The 17157-nt window shown below is 58.5% G+C and carries 13 protein-coding genes and 1 tRNA gene; 9 read left to right on the forward strand and 5 right to left on the reverse strand.

Going from position 1 to position 17157, the window contains the following annotated elements:
• The first annotated feature begins 10 nt into the window (after window positions 1–10).
• A complete protein-coding gene (gene deoC / locus QU606_RS20130; protein WP_024075684.1) occupies window positions 11–691 on the forward strand; it encodes a deoxyribose-phosphate aldolase in 681 nt (226 codons plus the stop codon).
• A gap of 48 nt (window positions 692–739) precedes the next feature.
• Here the strand turns inward: deoC and QU606_RS20135 are convergent, their stop codons facing one another.
• Complete coding sequence (locus tag QU606_RS20135; RefSeq protein WP_069076046.1) at window positions 740–1216, reverse strand: hypothetical protein; 477 nt, start codon at window positions 1214–1216, stop codon at window positions 740–742.
• Window positions 1217–1440: 224 nt separating this feature from the next.
• On the opposite strand from QU606_RS20135, the gene QU606_RS20140 reads away from it, so the two are divergent.
• The 5 genes from QU606_RS20140 to QU606_RS20160 all read left to right on the forward strand — a co-directional run bounded on the left by QU606_RS20140 (window position 1441) and on the right by QU606_RS20160 (window position 5739).
• Window positions 1441–1527, forward strand: a tRNA-Leu gene (locus QU606_RS20140).
• A 428-nt stretch (window positions 1528–1955) separates the two neighbouring features.
• Window positions 1956–2477, forward strand: coding sequence for a helix-turn-helix domain-containing protein (locus tag QU606_RS20145; protein ID WP_024075685.1), 522 nt, complete (start codon window positions 1956–1958; stop codon window positions 2475–2477).
• 22 nt (window positions 2478–2499) lie between these two features.
• A complete protein-coding gene (locus QU606_RS20150; protein WP_024075686.1) occupies window positions 2500–3609 on the forward strand; it encodes an HlyD family secretion protein in 1110 nt (369 codons plus the stop codon).
• Window positions 3606–5171: a DHA2 family efflux MFS transporter permease subunit gene (locus QU606_RS20155; RefSeq protein ID WP_150294722.1), complete on the forward strand. Its 1566-nt coding sequence runs from the start codon at window positions 3606–3608 to the stop codon at window positions 5169–5171. The genes QU606_RS20150 and QU606_RS20155 overlap by 4 nt, the downstream gene beginning before the upstream one ends.
• Before the next feature lie 79 nt (window positions 5172–5250).
• A complete protein-coding gene (locus QU606_RS20160; protein WP_024075688.1) occupies window positions 5251–5739 on the forward strand; it encodes a PaaI family thioesterase in 489 nt (162 codons plus the stop codon).
• Between the two features lie 348 nt (window positions 5740–6087).
• Here QU606_RS20160 and QU606_RS20165 read toward each other — a convergent pair whose 3' ends face one another.
• The 3 genes from QU606_RS20165 to QU606_RS20175 form a co-directional block, all read right to left on the reverse strand.
• On the reverse strand, window positions 6088–9174 hold the full coding sequence (locus tag QU606_RS20165) for an efflux RND transporter permease subunit (RefSeq protein ID WP_304997399.1): 3087 nt from the start codon (window positions 9172–9174) through the stop codon (window positions 6088–6090).
• Complete coding sequence (locus QU606_RS20170) at window positions 9171–10292, reverse strand: efflux RND transporter periplasmic adaptor subunit (protein ID WP_024075690.1); 1122 nt, start codon at window positions 10290–10292, stop codon at window positions 9171–9173. The genes QU606_RS20165 and QU606_RS20170 overlap by 4 nt, the downstream gene beginning before the upstream one ends.
• 174 nt (window positions 10293–10466) lie before the next feature.
• Entirely contained in the window at window positions 10467–11087 is a 621-nt protein-coding gene (locus QU606_RS20175; protein ID WP_193689365.1) for a TetR/AcrR family transcriptional regulator, read from the reverse strand.
• A gap of 87 nt (window positions 11088–11174) precedes the next feature.
• Between QU606_RS20175 and QU606_RS20180 the strand changes: the two genes are divergently transcribed.
• The 3 genes from QU606_RS20180 to QU606_RS20190 all read left to right on the forward strand — a co-directional run bounded on the left by QU606_RS20180 (window position 11175) and on the right by QU606_RS20190 (window position 14266).
• The gene (locus QU606_RS20180) at window positions 11175–12641 is read left to right on the forward strand and encodes an efflux transporter outer membrane subunit (RefSeq protein WP_024075692.1); all 1467 of its coding nucleotides are present in this window, start codon (window positions 11175–11177) and stop codon (window positions 12639–12641) included.
• A 589-nt stretch (window positions 12642–13230) separates the two neighbouring features.
• Window positions 13231–13836 (forward strand): cysteine hydrolase family protein, encoded by a 606-nt coding sequence (locus QU606_RS20185; protein WP_024075693.1) that lies wholly within the window; start codon window positions 13231–13233, stop codon window positions 13834–13836.
• A gap of 277 nt (window positions 13837–14113) precedes the next feature.
• Window positions 14114–14266 (forward strand): hypothetical protein, encoded by a 153-nt coding sequence (locus QU606_RS20190; RefSeq protein ID WP_304998659.1) that lies wholly within the window; start codon window positions 14114–14116, stop codon window positions 14264–14266.
• A gap of 227 nt (window positions 14267–14493) precedes the next feature.
• Here QU606_RS20190 and QU606_RS20200 read toward each other — a convergent pair whose 3' ends face one another.
• Window positions 14494–16776 (reverse strand): heavy metal translocating P-type ATPase, encoded by a 2283-nt coding sequence (locus tag QU606_RS20200; RefSeq protein ID WP_304998639.1) that lies wholly within the window; start codon window positions 16774–16776, stop codon window positions 14494–14496.
• Between the last annotated feature and the right edge of the window lie 381 nt (window positions 16777–17157).

Here is a 17157-nt window from a genome sequence, read left to right on the forward strand (position 1 = left end):
GACTCCGACCATGCCCCAAGCCCCCCTGTCCCTCGCTGCCTACATCGACCATACCTTGCTGACCGCAGACGCTTCCCAGACCAGCCTGCGCCAATTGTGCGACGAAGCTCGCCTGTACGGCTTCAAGTCGGTATGCGTCAACAGCGCCAACGTACCGCTGGCGGCCGAATGCCTGCGCGGGTCAGCTGCCCTGGTGTGCGCGGTGGTCGGCTTTCCACTGGGCGCCGGGCTGAGTGCGGCCAAGGCCTGCGAGGCACAACTGGCGATCCAGGCGGGTGCGCGGGAAATCGACATGGTGCTGAACATCGGCTGGTTGAAAGATGGCTTGCTCGACCAGGTGCGTGACGATATTGCCCAGGTGCTCGAGGCCTGTGGAGAGGTGCCATTGAAAGTGATCCTGGAAACCGGTTTGCTCAATGACGAACAGAAGATCAAGGCATGCGAAGTGTGCCGTGAACTCAATGTTGGCTTCGTCAAGACCTCCACCGGCTTCGGCCACGGGGGCGCCACCTTGGAGGATGTGCGCTTGATGCGCAAAGTGGTCGGCGCGGCGATCGGGGTGAAAGCCTCAGGGGGCGTACGCGACCTGGCAACGGCCCAGGCAATGATCGAGGCGGGCGCTACGCGCCTGGGCAGCAGCTCCGGGATAGCGATTGTCAATGGCGCCAGTGCAGTGGCCGACGCCTATTAAGCAAGACCCGCAAGCGCGAACATTCTCGCGCCTGCGGTAACGCGTCGGTTACTTCACTTTGCTGCTCAGGCTTTCAACGCTGCGTTTCAAATCGTCCAGGCTACGCTTCAAGGCGTCGATGTCACTTTTCTGCCGGTCAATCGTGCTTTTCTGATCCTGGATCGTGCTCTTGAGGCTCGACAGTTGGCTATCACCGGCGCTGGCGGCGGAACCGCCCTTACGCTTGAGCTCGTCGAGCTCGCGGCCCTGGCCCTCGACTTTGCTGGTCAGGCTTTGCAGTGCGCTGGTGCTACGCTTCTGCTCCGCTTGCAACGCTTCGATATCGCCCACCGAAAGGCTCGACGACTTCAACACATATTGGTTACCCGCCTCCATCGAAGTCGCCGTCAACCGGTCACCGGCCGACGCACTGAAATCCCCCCACTTCACCGCACTCCCCGCCTGCACCGGGCCGACCACACCACCCGCCAATACCGCCACGGCGCCTATTGTCATCATCCAAGAACGCTTACGAACACGGAGCATCAATTGATTCCTTTCCGAACTGCCGGGATGGCATATCGCTATGACTGTCATTTATGAGCCTTGTTCCCGGGTCTCGCACGCCTTTTGCGTTGTTCGTGAAGCCTATGTAGATCACTGATCTATCAAGCTTTTTCATCCAGCCCTTTGCACAAGAAAGGTGCCCGGCCACCTTGCGCCCAGGCGCCTGGATCTATATATTCCCAACCCTGTTGCACCGCGCTACCGCCCGAATGGCGAAACTGGTAGACGCATGGGACTTAAAATCCCCCGCTCGTAAGGGCGTCCCGGTTCGATTCCGGGTTCGGGCACCATAGATATCAAGGGCTTGCATGATGAACTTCATGCAGGCCCTTATCTTTTGTATTCCTCAATTTCAGAATCTGCTCCGCAATTCCCTTCCCTGGCGTTCTGCCGACTCAAATCAACAGTTTCTGTTCTTCACCCGTACGCTAACGGAATCGCTGCAGGCAAGGCGTTCCTGGAGCGGTCGAATACCCCTCTGTCTCATGGATTGATCTTCCCCTCCCCGTTTTTCCCCATCTCATCAAGGCTGCATCCGCGTAGAAACAACCAGTGAGCCATTCGAGGCCAACGCACCATCCGTATCGAGCGAAGCGAGCGGGTGCACGAGGGGGCGCACGCCGAACACAATAATAAATTCGCGCGAGTCACTTTCATTATGAAATTCACTGTGCAATATTATTATCGTAATACTTAGCAACAAATCCCGGAGATCGTCATGAAGAAAGCCAGCTTCCAGTCCATGCCCTGCCCGGTCGCCCGTGCCCTGGAGCACATCGGCGATGGCTGGAGCCTTTTGATCTTGCGCGATGCGTTCTATGGGTTGCGTCGTTTCGACGAATTTCTCACGAGCCTGGGGATCGCCTCTAACACGCTGACCCGCCGCCTGAACACGCTGGTGGCCAACGGTTTGCTGGAGCGGCGCCCCTACCAGGACAACCCGCCGCGCCACGAATACCACCTCACCGAAGCCGGCCGGGACTTGCGCCAGGTGATTCTCACGCTGATGGCCTGGGGCGCGCGGCATGCCGAGGGGTCATCCAAGGTGTTTCTCGCCGATGAGGACACCGGGCGCCCCGTGAAACTCGCGTTGATGGATGCCAACACCGGCAAGCCCATCACCCGCGAAGACCACCGCGTGCATGTCGCCGCCGACGCCGAACCATTGAGCCTGTGGCGCGCGCGAACCGGTAGGGCCTACACCGCAAAAGATCAACTGGTCAGCCCCTTCCCCCACTAATACGCAATGAGGTCATTTCGTCATGGACGCTCAAGTCAGCGCTTTGCCCGAACCCACGAAAACTTCCCGGCGCAAACACGTACTGCGCGTGGGGCTGCTGACCCTGGCCGTGGTGGGCGGCGTCTGGTACGCCAGCCACTGGTGGCTGGTCAGCCGATTTATCGAGGACACCGACGATGCCTACGTGGGTGCGGACGTAACGGTGATCAGCGCCAAAGTGCCGGGCTATATCAGCGAAGTGGCCGTGCAGGACAACCAGTTCGTGCACGCCGGCGACGTACTGGCCCGCATTGATGTACGCGACTACCGCACCGCCCTGGCCAAGGCCGATGGCGCCGTGGCAGCGCAACAGGCCGCGCTCGCCAACCTCGACGCCACCGAACAATTGCAACTGGCAGTGATCAACCAGGCCAGGGCGCAGATCGACGCTACCGACGCCGAAGCCCAACGGGCCGGCGACGATCAGACGCGCTACCAGCACCTGGTACGCAGCCAGGCCGTGTCGGTGGAAAGTGCGCAACGGGTCAACGCCGTGTGGAAGACCGCCCGCGCCGATCACTCCCGGGCGCAAGCCGGGCTGATGGCGGCACGCCGGCAGATCGACGTGATCGAAACCCAACGCGGTCAGGCCCGCGCCGCACTGCAGCAGGCCCAAGCCGAACGCGACCAGGCACAACTGAACATCAGCTACACCGAACTGCGGGCCCCGGTGGACGGCTACGTGGGCAATCGCCGCGCCCGGGTCGGTGCCTACGCCGCGGCCGGCAGCCAGTTGATCTCGGTGGTGCCGGCAAAAGGGCTGTGGGTGGACGCCAATTTCAAGGAAGACCAACTGGGCCGCCTGCAGATTGGGCAAAGCGTGAGCATCCGCGCCGATATCCTCCCCGGCCGCGAATTCCACGGGCACATCGAGAGCCTCGCCCCCGCCACCGGCGCACAATTCAGTGTGCTGCCGCCGGAAAACGCCACCGGCAACTTCACCAAGATCGTGCAGCGCGTGCCGGTGCGCGTGCGGCTCGACAGCAATGACGCCGACTTTGGCGCCCTGCGCCCAGGCCTGTCGGTGATGGCAAAGGTCAACACCCGTGAGGCGTTCGAAGACCAGGCCAGCGCCCTCAAGGCCCAGCTATGAACAACCCGCTGCCCGCCCTCAGCACTGCGCAAAAGGTCGCAGCCTTCGCCACCATGTGCGTGGGCATGTTCATCGCCTTGATCGATATCCAGATCGTGTCCGCTTCCCTCAAGGACATCGGCGGCGGGCTGTCTGCCGGCGCGGACGATACGGCGTGGGTGCAGACCGCTTATCTGATCGCGGAGATCATCGTGATCCCCATGTCGGGATGGCTCTCGCGGGTAATGAGCACGCGCTGGCTGTTCGCGGCGTCGGCGGCCGGGTTTACCTTGACCAGCCTGTTGTGTGCCATGGCCTGGAACATCCAGAGCATGATCGCGTTTCGTGCCTTGCAGGGGTTCCTGGGAGGCTCGATGATCCCGTTGGTGTTCACCACCGCGTTCATGTACTTCAACGGCAAACAGCGGGTGATCGCCGCGTCCACCATCGGCGCCATCGCGTCCCTTGCGCCCACCCTGGGCCCCGCCGTGGGCGGCTGGATCACTGATATTTCTTCGTGGCACTGGCTGTTCTACATCAACCTGGTGCCTGGCCTGTTCGTGACATTAGCGGTGCCGATGCTGGTGAAAGTCGACCGCCCCAACCCATCGTTGCTCAAGGGCGCCGACTACATCGGCATGGGCCTGATGGCGGTGTTTCTCGGCTGCCTGGAATACACCCTCGAAGAAGGCCCGCGCTGGAACTGGTTCAGTGACAGCACCATCTCCACCACCGCCTGGATCGCCGCTATCAGTGGCGGACTGTTTATCTGGCGCTGCCTGGAAATCAAGGAACCGATTGTCGACCTGCGCGCCCTGCAGGACCGGAACTTCGCCCTGGGCTGCCTGTTTTCATTTATCACCGGCATCGGCATTTTCGCCACCATCTACCTCACGCCGCTGTTCCTCGGCCGGGTGCGCGGGTATGGCTCGCTGGATATCGGCCTGGCGGTTTTTTCCACGGGGGTGTTCCAGTTGCTGGCGATCCCGGTGTACGCGCTGCTGGCCAACCGCTTCGACCTGCGCTGGATCTTGATGTTTGGCTTGTCGCTGTTCGCCCTGTCGATGTGGGACTTCTCCCCCATCACCCACGACTGGGGTGCCAAGGAATTGCTGCTGCCCCAGGCCATACGCGGGTTTGCCCAACAAATGGCAGTGCCACCGGTGGTAACCCTGACCCTCGGCGCACTGGCCCCCGACCGGCTGAAACTCGCCTCCGGCCTGTTCAACCTGATGCGCAACCTCGGCGGCGCCATCGGCATCGCCGCCTGCGCCACGGTGCTCAACGACCGCACCAACCTGCACTTCCTGCGCCTGGCCGAGCACCTGAATATCCAGAACGAATCCATGAATGTCTGGCTTGACCAGCTTTCAGGCAATGCCCAACTGCTCGGGCAAAACAGCCTGGATGCCAACCAGTTTGCACTGCGTCAGCTATGGGCGCTGACGTGGCGTGAGGCGCAGACGCTGACCTATGCCGATTCGTTCCTGATGATCATGGCGTGCTTCGTCGTCGCCGTGTTACTGGTGCCGTTGATGCGCAAGGTACAACCGCCGAAACAGCCATCCGCGGATGCCCATTGAATTTTACCCACAACAGCCGCCCCCCATTTTTACCCTAGCCGACCAGCGATAGCGTTCCGGCATAAATGGAGAAATATCAATGAATCTAGTCGATGAAGTTGCACCCGGCCTATCCGGACTTGAGACCCTGCAGGCGCTGATTTCTGCCGGGGGACGGCCACCGATTGGCGAATCTCTGGACTTCACTTTTGTCGAAGCCGGTGACGGCTGGGCGGTCTTCACAGGCACGCCCGGCCTGCATGCCTACAACCCGATCGGCACGATCCACGGAGGGTATGCTGCAACGCTACTCGACTCCGCATGTGGGTGCGCCGTTCACTCCAAGCTTTCAGCAACCCAGGCCTACACAACCCTTGAACTGAAAGTTTCATATTTGCGCCCCATTACCACTGAAACAGGCCCGCTCCGGGCCGAGGGTCGTGTCATCTCGGTGGGTCGGCGCGCAGCGTTTGCCGAGGCGACATTAAAAGGTGCCGACGAGCGCATCTACGCAAGCGCGACCTCCACGTTGTTAGTGATGGAACGCCCACAAAGTACAGAACGTACACCATCATCACGGCGCAATTAATCTAATCGGGAAATCGGGGGTGAAATCCCCCCGGGCCGTAGTGCTGCCCTAAATTTCGCATGACGGCTTCGGGATATGGCTGGCGCCGCGCCGATTGAACCAGGACAGGTTCCACTGGCCCGGCATTCGCCATGGCTGCGAAGTGGAACTGGATACCGAGCAACACCACAACCCAAGGGAGAAACAACTCCCATGCCAGTGACTACGATACGTTTGCTTTCCAATGACATTGACTCACCTTATGCGATCTTCGTCATGGCCCCGTTAATCGGGGCCATGATTGCCTGTTGTCTTCGCCAGACTTGAGAGAAGGGCACGCTCACCCTGGCGAATTCATGTCCCCCTCATTCAGGCAGGATGTGCGGGTATCGAGGGTTCCCCTGAAGTGTCTGGCTTGATCTTGAACCAAAGGGCATACATCGCTGGCAGGAACACCAGGGTCAGTACAGTCCCGGCGAACGTACCGCCAATCAGGGTGTAGGCAAGCGTTCCCCAGAACACCGAATGGGTCAGCGGAATGAACGCCAGCATGGCTGCCAGTGCGGTGAGAATCACCGGCCGTGCACGCTGCACAGTGGCTTCTACCACGGCGTCATAGGGGGCCAGACCGGCCTGCTTATTGGAGTGAATCTGACCAATGAGGATCAAAGTGTTGCGCATGAGAATTCCAGACAGGGCAATCAGCCCTACCAACGCGTTGATCCCGAACGGTTGCTGGAACAGCAACAGAATGGGTACCACGCCAATCAGTCCCAGAGGTGCGGTAGCGAACACCATCATCATTGCCGACATCGAACGCACCTGAAGAATGATGGTGAGCAACGTCAGTGCGATCATGATGGGGAACAACGGCAGCAACGCCCTGTTAGCCTTCCCCGACTCCTCGATCGCCCCTGCCAACTCAATGCGATAACCCTTAGGCAACTGTTCAATAAGCGGTTGCAGTTGCTTCATCACGGCGCTGGAAACATCTGGAGGCTGAAGACCTTCAGCCACATCGCCACGTACAGTGATGGTTGGGGTTCGATCACGACGCCGCAGGATGGGCTCTTCCATTCGGATCTCCACTGTCCCGACTTGAGACAACGACACCCTTTGGCCCTGCGCTCCGGTCAAGGTGAAGGCGTCGATTTTCGAGGGGTCCAAACGCGTGTCACCCGCTGAGCGTGCAATCACCTGGACCGAGCGAATGTCCTCGCGCACCTGGGTCACTGGTGCTCCGGTCAGCAGAAACTGAAGCTGCTGAGCAACATCTGCGGAGGTCAAACCAAATGCCTGCAGACGATCCTGATTCAGTGCCAGGTGAAGTGCCGGGGCACGCTCGCCCATGTCCGTATTAACGGTTCTCATCATGGGGCTGGCTTTCATCACCTCGCGCACTTGGCCGGCGATATCGCGTAGCACTTTCAGGTCCGACCCCATGACGCGGAAGGCTACCGGATAAGGCGAATAAGGACCAAACACCAACTGGGTCACACGTACGCGTGCTTGAGGAGCCAGGCCATCAGCAACGGCTTGCCTCAGCCGGATCTTGAGCGCCTCACGCTCTTCCTGATTTGCCGTTAGCACGACAATTTTGGCAAAGGAAGGATCGGGCAACTCTGGCGCCATCGCCAAATAGAACCGTGGGGCGCCCTGCCCAATGTAGGCGGTGACTATCCGTGCTTCAGGCTGTTTCGCAACCCACGCCTCGACTTCGGATGCCGCTGCATCAGTTTGCTCGATGGATGTGCCATAAGGCATCTGCACCTCAACGAGTACCTCGGGGCGGTCTGATGTTGGGAAAAATTGCTTCTTCACCACGCTCATGCCGAGAATAGCGACAATGAACAAACCAACCACTGAGATCGCTACGAGCCCTTTACGGCGAATCACCACACCCAGTACGCGCCTGAAACGCAAGTAATTGGGCGTCCCGTAAATCGCGGCATGGCCGCCTTCAGGCACCTTGATCTGCGGTAGCAGTTTCACCCCCAGGTAAGGTGTGAACACCACTGCCACCACCCAGGATGTGATCAGCGCAATGCCGACAATCCAAAACATGTTGGCGGTGTACTCACCTGCGGTTGATTTGGCGAAACCGTTAGGCATAAAGCCGATTGCAGTGACCAACGTGCCTGACAACATAGGGGCGGCGGTGTGGCTCCAAGCATAGGCGGAGGCTTTGATGCGGTCATACCCCTCCTCCATCTTCACCACCATCATTTCAATGGCAATGATCGCATCGTCCACCAGTAGCCCCAGTGCCAGAATCAGCGACCCTAGCGTTATGCGGTCAAAGTCCTTACCTGTTGCGGCCATGACAATGAAAACTGCCGCCAGGGTCAACGGCACCGCCGCAGCGACGACGATGCCGACACGCCAACCCATGCTGAGAAAACATACCAGCAGAACCACACCCAGCGCCGCGAAAAACTTGATCATGAATTCGGTGACCGATGCATCTATGTTCACCGCCTGATCGGTGACCTTGCTCAATGTCATACCTAGCGGCAGTTGCTCGTTGATCGACGTTGTCTCGGCTTCAAGCGCCTTACCCAAATCGAGACCGTTCCAGCCGTCGCGCATCACAATACCGAGCAGCAAAGCGGGCTCACCATTGTTGCGCACCATGAACGTGGAGGGCTCCTCGTAACCGCGCTTGACCTCGGCCACATCGGACAATTTGAGGGTTCTACCCTGCACGGCCAGCGGCGTGTCGCGAATCTTCTGGAGGTCATCAAACGCACCATCGAGCCGGATGAACACCTGTGGTCCCTTGGCCTCGACTGAACCGGCCGACGTCATCATGTTTTGCGCGTTCAACGCGCTAAATATGTCTCGGGCGGAAATGCCCAATGTCGCCAGACGCTCGTATGACAGCTCGACATAAATGCGCTCGGACTGCTCACCAATGATATTGACCTTTTTCACACCCGCCACGTGCAGCAGGCGCTGACGCAAGGACTCGGCCTCGCGAACCAGCAGTCGTTGTGGCTCGCCCTTCGCCTTGAGCGCATAAAGGGCAAAGGTGACATCGGCATATTCGTCGTTGACGATCGGGCCGATGACTCCAGGCGGCAAACCCGCCTCTTCATCACGGAGCTTCTTGCGAGCTTGGTAAAACTCCTCGGGAACAGCGGAAGGTGGCGTGCTATCGAGCAAATAGACGGTAGTGAGAGCCACTCCCGGACGTGTGAAGGTCTCGGTCCGGTCATACCAACGCAATTCCTGCATGCGTTTTTCCAGCTTTTCAATCACCTGATCCTGCATCTCCTGAGCCGTCGCACCAGGCCATACCGTTACCACCGTCATCTGTTTGATGGTGAAGGCAGGATCTTCCGCGCGCCCTAGCTTGAAGAATGCATACAGCCCTCCTATGGATATCAGCAGGATCAAGAACAGCGTGATCGAACGCTCACGCACGGCCAATGCGGACAGGTTGAACCCGCTCATCGGCGCACCTCAGCCACCGCTGCCTGAGCGTTGCCTGCCACCTGAGCCCTGACCTGCTCGCCCTCGCTTAAAAGGTGAACGCCCAACGCGACAATACGATCATTGACATTGAGATGACCTGTCACACGTGCAGTTTCAGCATCACTCAAACCGAGAAACGTTACAGGGCGCCAGGTCACCTGCTCAGGCTCCCGACTCACCACCCATACACCCGGACCTTTACCCGCGTCATAGAGAGAGGCGACTGGCACCTGGACTTCACTATTGATGGCTGTTGGCGTGCCGCCGATGGCAACCGAAATGGTCGCCCCCAGTGTGGCATTGGCAAGTGCGCCCTCCAGCACGTAACGCGCCTCAAATGTGCGGGTCAACCTGTCAGCCGAATCGGACAGTTGGCGCAGATGCGCCTTCCCTTCATGCTGGTCCAATCCATAAAGCTGCGCCGTCGCCGAAGAGCCCAGAGCAGGACGTAGCGTTTCAGGTAATTGAATAACGGCCTCACGTTGTCCGGAATGGGCAACACGCACTACCACCTGGCCTGCAACTACTACCTGCCCCGGCTCCGCTAAGGTGTCTACAACAACCCCGTCGGAGTCGGCCAGCAAGGTTGAATAACCGGTGGAGTTTTTCGCCACATCAGCCTGGGCTTTGGCGGCATTCAGTTGAGCCTTGGCCGAGTCGGCGGCTGCTTTGATTCCTGCGTAGGCCGAAGCAGATACAGCACCGACAGACACCAGATCACGGTAGCGCAACTCGTCATCAGAGGCCTGTCGGGATCGAGCCATTGCTGCGAGCACCGCTTCTTGCTGCGCCCGCGCTGTCAGCGTCAGATCGTTCGCATCAATGCGCATAAGCGGCTGTCCACGCTTGACGCTCTGGCCGGTGTCCACGAGGCGTTCCGTCACCTTTCCGGGCACTCGAAAACCAAGGTCACTCTGAACCCGAGCCGCTACGACGCCGGTGTATAGGCGAGCTTCAGGTACAGAAGGCTGAACCAGGCTGACGCGAACCAAAGGAGCCTGGAGACGAGGATCAGGAGGCTGTGCCTCGCTGCATGCAGCCAAGGCAAACGGCAATAGACCGATGAACATAAATGAAGTGGAACGGCGCTGGATCATAGAGACCTCTTGGAAGCGGATGCGCCATGCTCATCCAAGTGACCAAATAAGTCAACGGTCACGAAACGAACAAATGAAAGCCGTCTGCTGATCAAGGTGAGATCAGCAGAGTCGGCCTTAAGTTACGGATACAAGGGAAGTGCGGAGGTGTACAGATCTGCCAGCCAGCGCTTTTTAAGGCATCAGGCTGCGCAGAATAAGGCTGGAAATGAGCCCAGGGGCCTCTTCAACGACGTCAAGGTTGTGCTGCAACAGCAAAGGGTTGATGTAGGGGCGTAGTGCGAGGTGAATCGACTCCACTGTCTCATCCAAAGGCGTCTTGCGCTCAAACTCTCCGAGTTCACGCCCCTCTCGTACAATTTGCAGTACGAAGTGTTTGATTCGCATGTCATAGACCTGCGAGCTGGGCCAGCGCTCCGACGCAGAGAACGCCGCGATGTCATACAGTTTCCGATCATTAAAAAACAGGTCAACCCCTTTGGTTATAAGGCTTTTGACCAATCGTCGAAATCGCTCCGTGGGTGAGATACCCACGGCATTGATAGCGTCCTCCACGGCCGCAATGATTTGCGACAGGCAATTGCTGCAAATGGCTTCACCAATCGCCTGCTTGGAGTCGAAGAACTTGTAGATATACGCCTTGGAAAAACCGATCGCTTTCGCGAGGTCGGAGACTGTTGTCTTGCTGTAACCGTATTGACTGAAATGTTCGTTGGCCGCCGCGACTATCTGGTCTCGGATTTCGTGTTCGGCAGGACCGCGAGTGCTGGACGAGGAAACGGATAATGGGTTCATGCGATTAGCTTACGCACCCGCAGGGCTGTTGACAACTTATGACCAAATCGTAATATGGTCACAAATCGATCATTTCAAAGGTGTCACATGCACCCTTTCCGTTTTGCCGTTTTGCTAAGTTTCGGTATGGTCACAGGCTGCTCGGTGGGCCCTGACTATTCGGAGCCCAAAGTAGAACTGCCCGCGCATTTTTCAGCGCATCCACCTACAACACGAACAGTTGACTCAACCTCCAGCGATCTTACCGTCTGGTGGAAGGCTTTCAATGACCCCGTTCTCAGCCAGTTAATCAATCGAGCCCTTGAGCAGAACCTCGATTTAGCTCAGGCAACCGCCAGGATCGAACAGGCTCACGCGGGCTTGGGAGCAGCTAATGCCGCTCTTTTGCCGTCGGCCACCGTCAGTGGCCAAGCGGCTAGAGCGCGACAATCCTTGGAAACACCGTTGGGCCAAGTGCTGAATTCAGATCCATCCTATAACCGCTACGGTAGTGCTTATGAGGCGAATCTCAATGCTGGCTGGGAACTTGATGTGTTTGGAGGATTACGTCGAGGCAAAGAAGCAGCCGTGGCCGACTACCAGGCGTCCCAAGCAGCAGCAGTTGCCACACGGCTAGCAGTGGTAGCGCAGACTGCTGACCTTTACATCAGCATCCGCGGCCTGCAAGCACGCCTGGAAATTGCCCGAAAGCAAGTAGAGACGCGACAACACCTGCTCGCCACCATCGAACATCTCTACGCCAAAGGACTGGCTGCTGAACTGCAGCTGAATCAGACTCAAGGATCGTTGAACCAAGCGCAAGCAACGGTGCCAGTACTGCAGGCTGGCCTTGATTCGGCAATGAACGCTATGGATGTCATCTTGGGTAAGCCACCGGGCACTTATACTGCGCAGTTGGCTCAATCGACACACATCCCGGATGTACCACAATTCGCCAGCCTGGGCTCTCCAGCGGACCTCCTGCGCCGACGTCCAGATTTGATCGTCGCAGAGCGCCGGCTGGCGGCATCAAACGCTCGCATCGGCGAAGCCATTTCCGAGTACTACCCCAAGTTTTCCGTAGGCGCGCTGATAGGCAGCGCGACGTCGGTCTCCAGCGGAAATCTTTTCTCCAACGATGCCAGTCAGGCATCGGCGGTATTGGGACTACGCTGGAGGCTGTTCGACTTTGGCCGTATTAACGCTCAGATTGACTTGGCCAAGGGGCAAGAAGCTGAAGCGTTAGCCGCCTATCGCCAGTCAGTGCTACGGGCCTCCGAGGATGTCGAAACCGCTTTTTCCGCGCTGATCAACCGCGAGCAGCAGCTTAAACAGCTTGCGCAGGGTGAAATTGCTTTTACAAAAGCCCGAGACAGATCATTCACCGCCTACGAAAAAGGCGTGGTGAGCCTGATCGAAGTACTGGGTGCCGATGAGAACTTGTTAGCCGCATCTGATGGCAGAGCACAAGCCCAAACGGAATCGGCTCGAGCTGCGGTGGCCACATTCAAAGCATTGGGTGGCGGTTGGCAACACGAGTCACAAGACCCGCGATTTCTCTCGAGTGCCCAATAACAGTCGAATACCTCACGAAACGGTTCATCCCACTTTACGGCCTTAACTGGCCGTTTTTTTCTGGAGAAATGAACTCGGGGTCAAATGCAGATGTTCCTGAGGTACTGACGCAGTGGGAAGATGCTCATTCCCCAGCATGTCTGCTGGTGGACGGGAAGCCAGGTGCTCACCCAGAAGAATCAGCCTCGCCATCCATAGACCGGTAAAGAGCGTTCCCTTCTGGGTGAGCGCGGCAAAGATACTCCCGACTGACAATCATTATCAATAATTTCGGATTAGCCGCTGAGTACGCAGGGGAAGCGGACCGTGGATTTGCAGTAGTCGCTGATGAAGTTACCTCCAGGGGTTCAGACCCAACCCTATCTCCCACTGCCCAGGGCGTGAACCTGCATAACCCTGGGAATCGGAACATCGAGGCCGTGCGATACACGCGGTCCTGAAGACAAAATGCATTAACCGACGTTGTACACTCATCGTGTGTAGCCGGAACCCAAGCGTAAAGCCATGACGCCATTCCCTATGCCCCCTGGTTGATCGGCGGCGCTTTGTGCCGTCCGACGTGGTAAATCCTACTGATCGGAGCATCACCATGAACCCGAGTACAACCGCCCTTGTGTTGATTGAATTCCAGAATGACTTCACCACCCCGGGTGGGGTCTTCCACGACGCCGTCAAAGACGTCATGCATGCCACCGACATGCTTGCCAACACCGCCACCACGGTGCAACAAGCGCGCAAACTCGGCGTGAAGATCATCCACCTGCCCATCCAGTTTGCCGACGGTTATCCAGAGCTGACCCTGCGCTCCTACGGGATTCTCAAAGGCGTGGCAGATGGCAGCGCCTTCCGCGCCGGCAGCTGGGGCGCCGAAATCACCGATGCACTGACCCATGAATCAAGCGACATCGTGGTCGAGGGCAAGCGTGGGCTGGATGGTTTCGCCACCACGGGCCTGGACCTGGTGCTGCGCAACAATGGCATCCAGCATCTGGTGGTGGCGGGTTTTCTCACCAACTGTTGCGTTGAAGGCACCGTCCGGACCGGCTATGAAAAGGGCTATGAGGTGGTGACACTGACCGATTGCACAGCGACCTTCACCGATGAACAACAACACGCCGCCGAGCAATTTACCTTGCCGATGTTTTCGCAAACGCTGAAGCACACACAGTTCCTGGCCGCGTTGAACGCCAAATAACCCAAAAATGCCCAGCGCTAAGGGTTGCCCGTCGTGATGCGGCGGGTAATCCGGCGAGCTTGGCAATCATTGGCAGGCCCGCATCGAACGACGCCGTTGCCGGTTCCGAGTGCAGAGGCGCTGGCCAGTTTCGATTCTTGGTTTGAAATCATAGAGCAGCTGCAGCAACAAATTTCAGAACTCGACGTTCGCTGGAATTAGCGCCTCACTCTTTCGTTCCACCCCTCCCCCTCCCCCTTCAAAGTCAGCCGCTATAGCGGCAAGGACGAGTGTTGCCGTGAGCATCATCGACGACGTAATGACCGACAAGATCACCCTGCACGGCCTGGACTTTGTGCAGGTTCAGCTGGAAGGCGGCCAGCGCCTCCACGTCTGGCACCCTGAGTTGCCCCGCTGCGCATGCGAGGGAGATTTGACGCGGCAAGGATGAAGGCCTGCATGGAAAAATCTGCCTTTCAGATGCGCGACACGCGCGCAAAAGCTGCAACAGACAAGAAGGAATCGACAGGCAGCAGTCGGGATGCACGAGATCAGTTGGGTATACAACTGTCAGCATGACATAGAAATATAACCTATTGTTTTATATAGAATTTAAACCAAAAAGATCAGCGACAGGGTATCCGCCAGAGTCGAGAGCCTTGCGCGATTTACTCACGTCTAGCGCCAATCCAGATTGTGAAACAGTTCGTCCTCCTGATCAAAGTGCAGGCGCACGAGGGTGTCCAGGCGAATCAGCTGATGCTGAATCTCGTCAGCAGGTGCCGTCGCGGGGTCGGAACTGAAGTCGCTGCTCATGCGCGCGAGTAAATGGATAAGGCGAAAGATCTCTCGGTGAGCATGGCTCATCGCTGACATGGGGTCCTCGCCCGGCATGCTCAGCGTCAGCAGCGGGTAGAGTGTGTCTTCGTCGTTGTGTTCGTGCTGCGCCAGTACTGTTTGCAGCTTGTCGACCAGTGCCACCAGGTCGCTCCGTGCTTGCGCAACTGGACGCTGGGCAAAGTCATTGGCCATTTGGTGCAGATCATTCAATACGGCAGTGAGTTGTTGATGCTCATCATGCAGGCGATCGATATGCTCAGCGGTGAGCGTTTGTTTCCTCCTTCCCCACCACGGCCCCAGTGCCCGCAGGGCATTGAGGATGATCACCACGTCTATGCCCTCCTGCACCATGGCGCCGATCAGCGGCTGCAGGTAACCCGAGGCTGCCACGGCCATGGCCAGCAATGACAACCCCATGCCGACCAGCACTCCCTGGCGCGCGATGTAACGGGTGCGCCGGGCGATGTCCAGTGCCTCGACCAGACGATCCAGTCGATCCACCAGCAGCACAACACCAGCGGCTTGTGCAGAAGCGGTGGCGCCGCTGGCTCCGATTGCCACACCGACATCAGCCGCCGCCAGCGCCGGTGCGTCATTGATGCCATCGCCGACCATCAGCGTGCTGGCGTGCTGGCCACCCTGCTGTAGCGCCCGCACTTTATCTTCAGGGGTCAACCCGGCACGCAACTCGTCAATCCCGGCAGACAGCGCAATCATCTCGGCAGTTTCCAGGCGATCCCCGGTGAGCATGACGATCTTTTCGATGCCTCTGTTGCGCAGTCGACGCAGCGTCTGTGGCGTTTCGCGCCGAATGTTGTCCGAGAAAACAAACAGGCCCGCGAGTTTCCCGTCCACGTCGATGAAGCTTCCGCTGCACGCCAGGTGGTCCATGCGGCGCAGCATGGCTACGACCCAGCCGGTTGCCTCGGCGTCTTTGTGCGCAAAAGACAAAGTACCAAAGCGCACCTGCATGCCATCGACGCACCCACAAAGCCCCGCGCCCGGGCTTTCTTCCACGCCCTGCGGGACGCTGAGCGACAACTGCCCCTGATGGGCTGCTTCAACAATTGCCTGGCAGATAGGATGTGTCGAGGCCTGCGCCAGAGACGCGGCCAGGCCAAGCAAGCGTTGCGGATCGTGCAGTCCGTTGACCTCTATCGACTGCAGACGAGCATGGCCGCTGGTCAGAGTACCGGTCTTGTCGAGAAAAACCTGCTTGACCGTGGCCAGTGCTTCCAAGGTCGCGCCATCCTTGATCAGGATCCCGCGTTGCGCTGCCCTTGAAATACCCGAGATAAACGCAATCGGTACCGCCAGAATCAAAGGGCAAGGTGTCGCCACCACCAGAACAGCCAACGCTCGCAAAGGATCGCCGCTCAGTTGCCAGGCCAACCCGGCAATCAACAATGTCAGCGGGATAAAGAACACTGCATAACGGTCAGCCATGCGCACGAAAGGAGCGCGTGAACGGCGCGCTGCCTCGGCCATCCGCACGATGCCGGCATAGGTGCTCTGCGCAGCTGTTCGCGTGGAAATCAGCAAGATCGGCGCGCCGACGTTGGAAACACCGCTGTGCAGCAGCTCACCCTCTCGACGGGTGACGGGCAACGACTCACCACTGAGCGCCGATTCGTCCAGAACGGCCGCCGAACTCAGCAAGCGACCATCGACCGGTATCACCTCCCCCAACCGCACCAGCAATGTCTGATTCAGCGTGACCTGCTCGATGGGGATCTTGCGCAGGCTGCCCCCCTCCTGCAACCAGGCAAAGTGTGGCGCGCGGTCGATGAGCGCACGCAACTCACGGTCAGCGCGTTGCTTGGTGAAGTACTCCAGGGCTCGTCCGGTCGCCAGCATCAAGGCGATCACCGCGGACACCAGTGCCTGCCCGAAAAACAGCGCCGAGGTGATGGACAGCAACGCAATCAGGTCCACACCGGCCTCGCGCCGGGCAAGGCGCCCCACAATCTCGATGAGCAGCACCGCAACCATCACCAGGCTGCCTGCGGCCCAACACATAGATGCCCAATCAGGCTGCTGCGCGACATGCGCAATGCCCCCGGCCGCCAGCGTCAGTGCCGTGAGCAGCAATAGGAGGGGATCCAGCCACTTAGCGAGCATGGAAGTGAGTTCCTCAAAAAGCGATTTGACCACCTCTGCCGTCACAACAAGGCCGAGCCAGGCCACGAGCAAGCACCTGGTCATGACGTTCCCGCTGTCGGTCCTCGCCTGCAAAGCGCAGCCGTTCGAATAAAATAGCTGGGTTTATCCAGTATTTGCGCTGACATTTATCACATAAACAGCGGGCGATTAACGGCGTGCGCCCCCTGGACCCTTTTTGATTTAGCTCAATATCTGTCGATCGCTCAGGCGTAAAAACAACAACGGATAGAACGAGCAAAGAGTCAATTGTGGCGAGCGGGCTAGCCATAATGCCGTTCAGTTAAGCGTACATCGCCTTCTGTAGGAGCGAGGGGGACGCCTAGTTCTTGCTCGCGAAAA

The organism is Pseudomonas sp. OVF7, assembly GCF_030644265.1.
Lineage (GTDB): Bacteria > Pseudomonadota > Gammaproteobacteria > Pseudomonadales > Pseudomonadaceae > Aquipseudomonas > Aquipseudomonas gorinensis.

Coding starts and splice junctions, on each gene's coding strand:
- QU606_RS20180 (WP_024075692.1), top strand. CDS start 11,175: ATGCACCCTTTCCGTTTTGCCGTTTTGCTAAGTTTCGGTATGGTCACA.
- QU606_RS20185 (WP_024075693.1), top strand. CDS start 13,231: ATGAACCCGAGTACAACCGCCCTTGTGTTGATTGAATTCCAGAATGAC.
- QU606_RS20200 (WP_304998639.1), bottom strand. CDS start 16,776: ATGCTCGCTAAGTGGCTGGATCCCCTCCTATTGCTGCTCACGGCACTG.
- QU606_RS20135 (WP_069076046.1), bottom strand. CDS start 1,216: ATGCTCCGTGTTCGTAAGCGTTCTTGGATGATGACAATAGGCGCCGTG.
- QU606_RS20175 (WP_193689365.1), bottom strand. CDS start 11,087: ATGAACCCATTATCCGTTTCCTCGTCCAGCACTCGCGGTCCTGCCGAA.
- deoC (WP_024075684.1), top strand. CDS start 11: ATGCCCCAAGCCCCCCTGTCCCTCGCTGCCTACATCGACCATACCTTG.
- QU606_RS20150 (WP_024075686.1), top strand. CDS start 2,500: ATGGACGCTCAAGTCAGCGCTTTGCCCGAACCCACGAAAACTTCCCGG.
- QU606_RS20160 (WP_024075688.1), top strand. CDS start 5,251: ATGAATCTAGTCGATGAAGTTGCACCCGGCCTATCCGGACTTGAGACC.
- QU606_RS20145 (WP_024075685.1), top strand. CDS start 1,956: ATGAAGAAAGCCAGCTTCCAGTCCATGCCCTGCCCGGTCGCCCGTGCC.
- QU606_RS20155 (WP_150294722.1), top strand. CDS start 3,606: ATGAACAACCCGCTGCCCGCCCTCAGCACTGCGCAAAAGGTCGCAGCC.
- QU606_RS20170 (WP_024075690.1), bottom strand. CDS start 10,292: ATGATCCAGCGCCGTTCCACTTCATTTATGTTCATCGGTCTATTGCCG.
- QU606_RS20165 (WP_304997399.1), bottom strand. CDS start 9,174: ATGAGCGGGTTCAACCTGTCCGCATTGGCCGTGCGTGAGCGTTCGATC.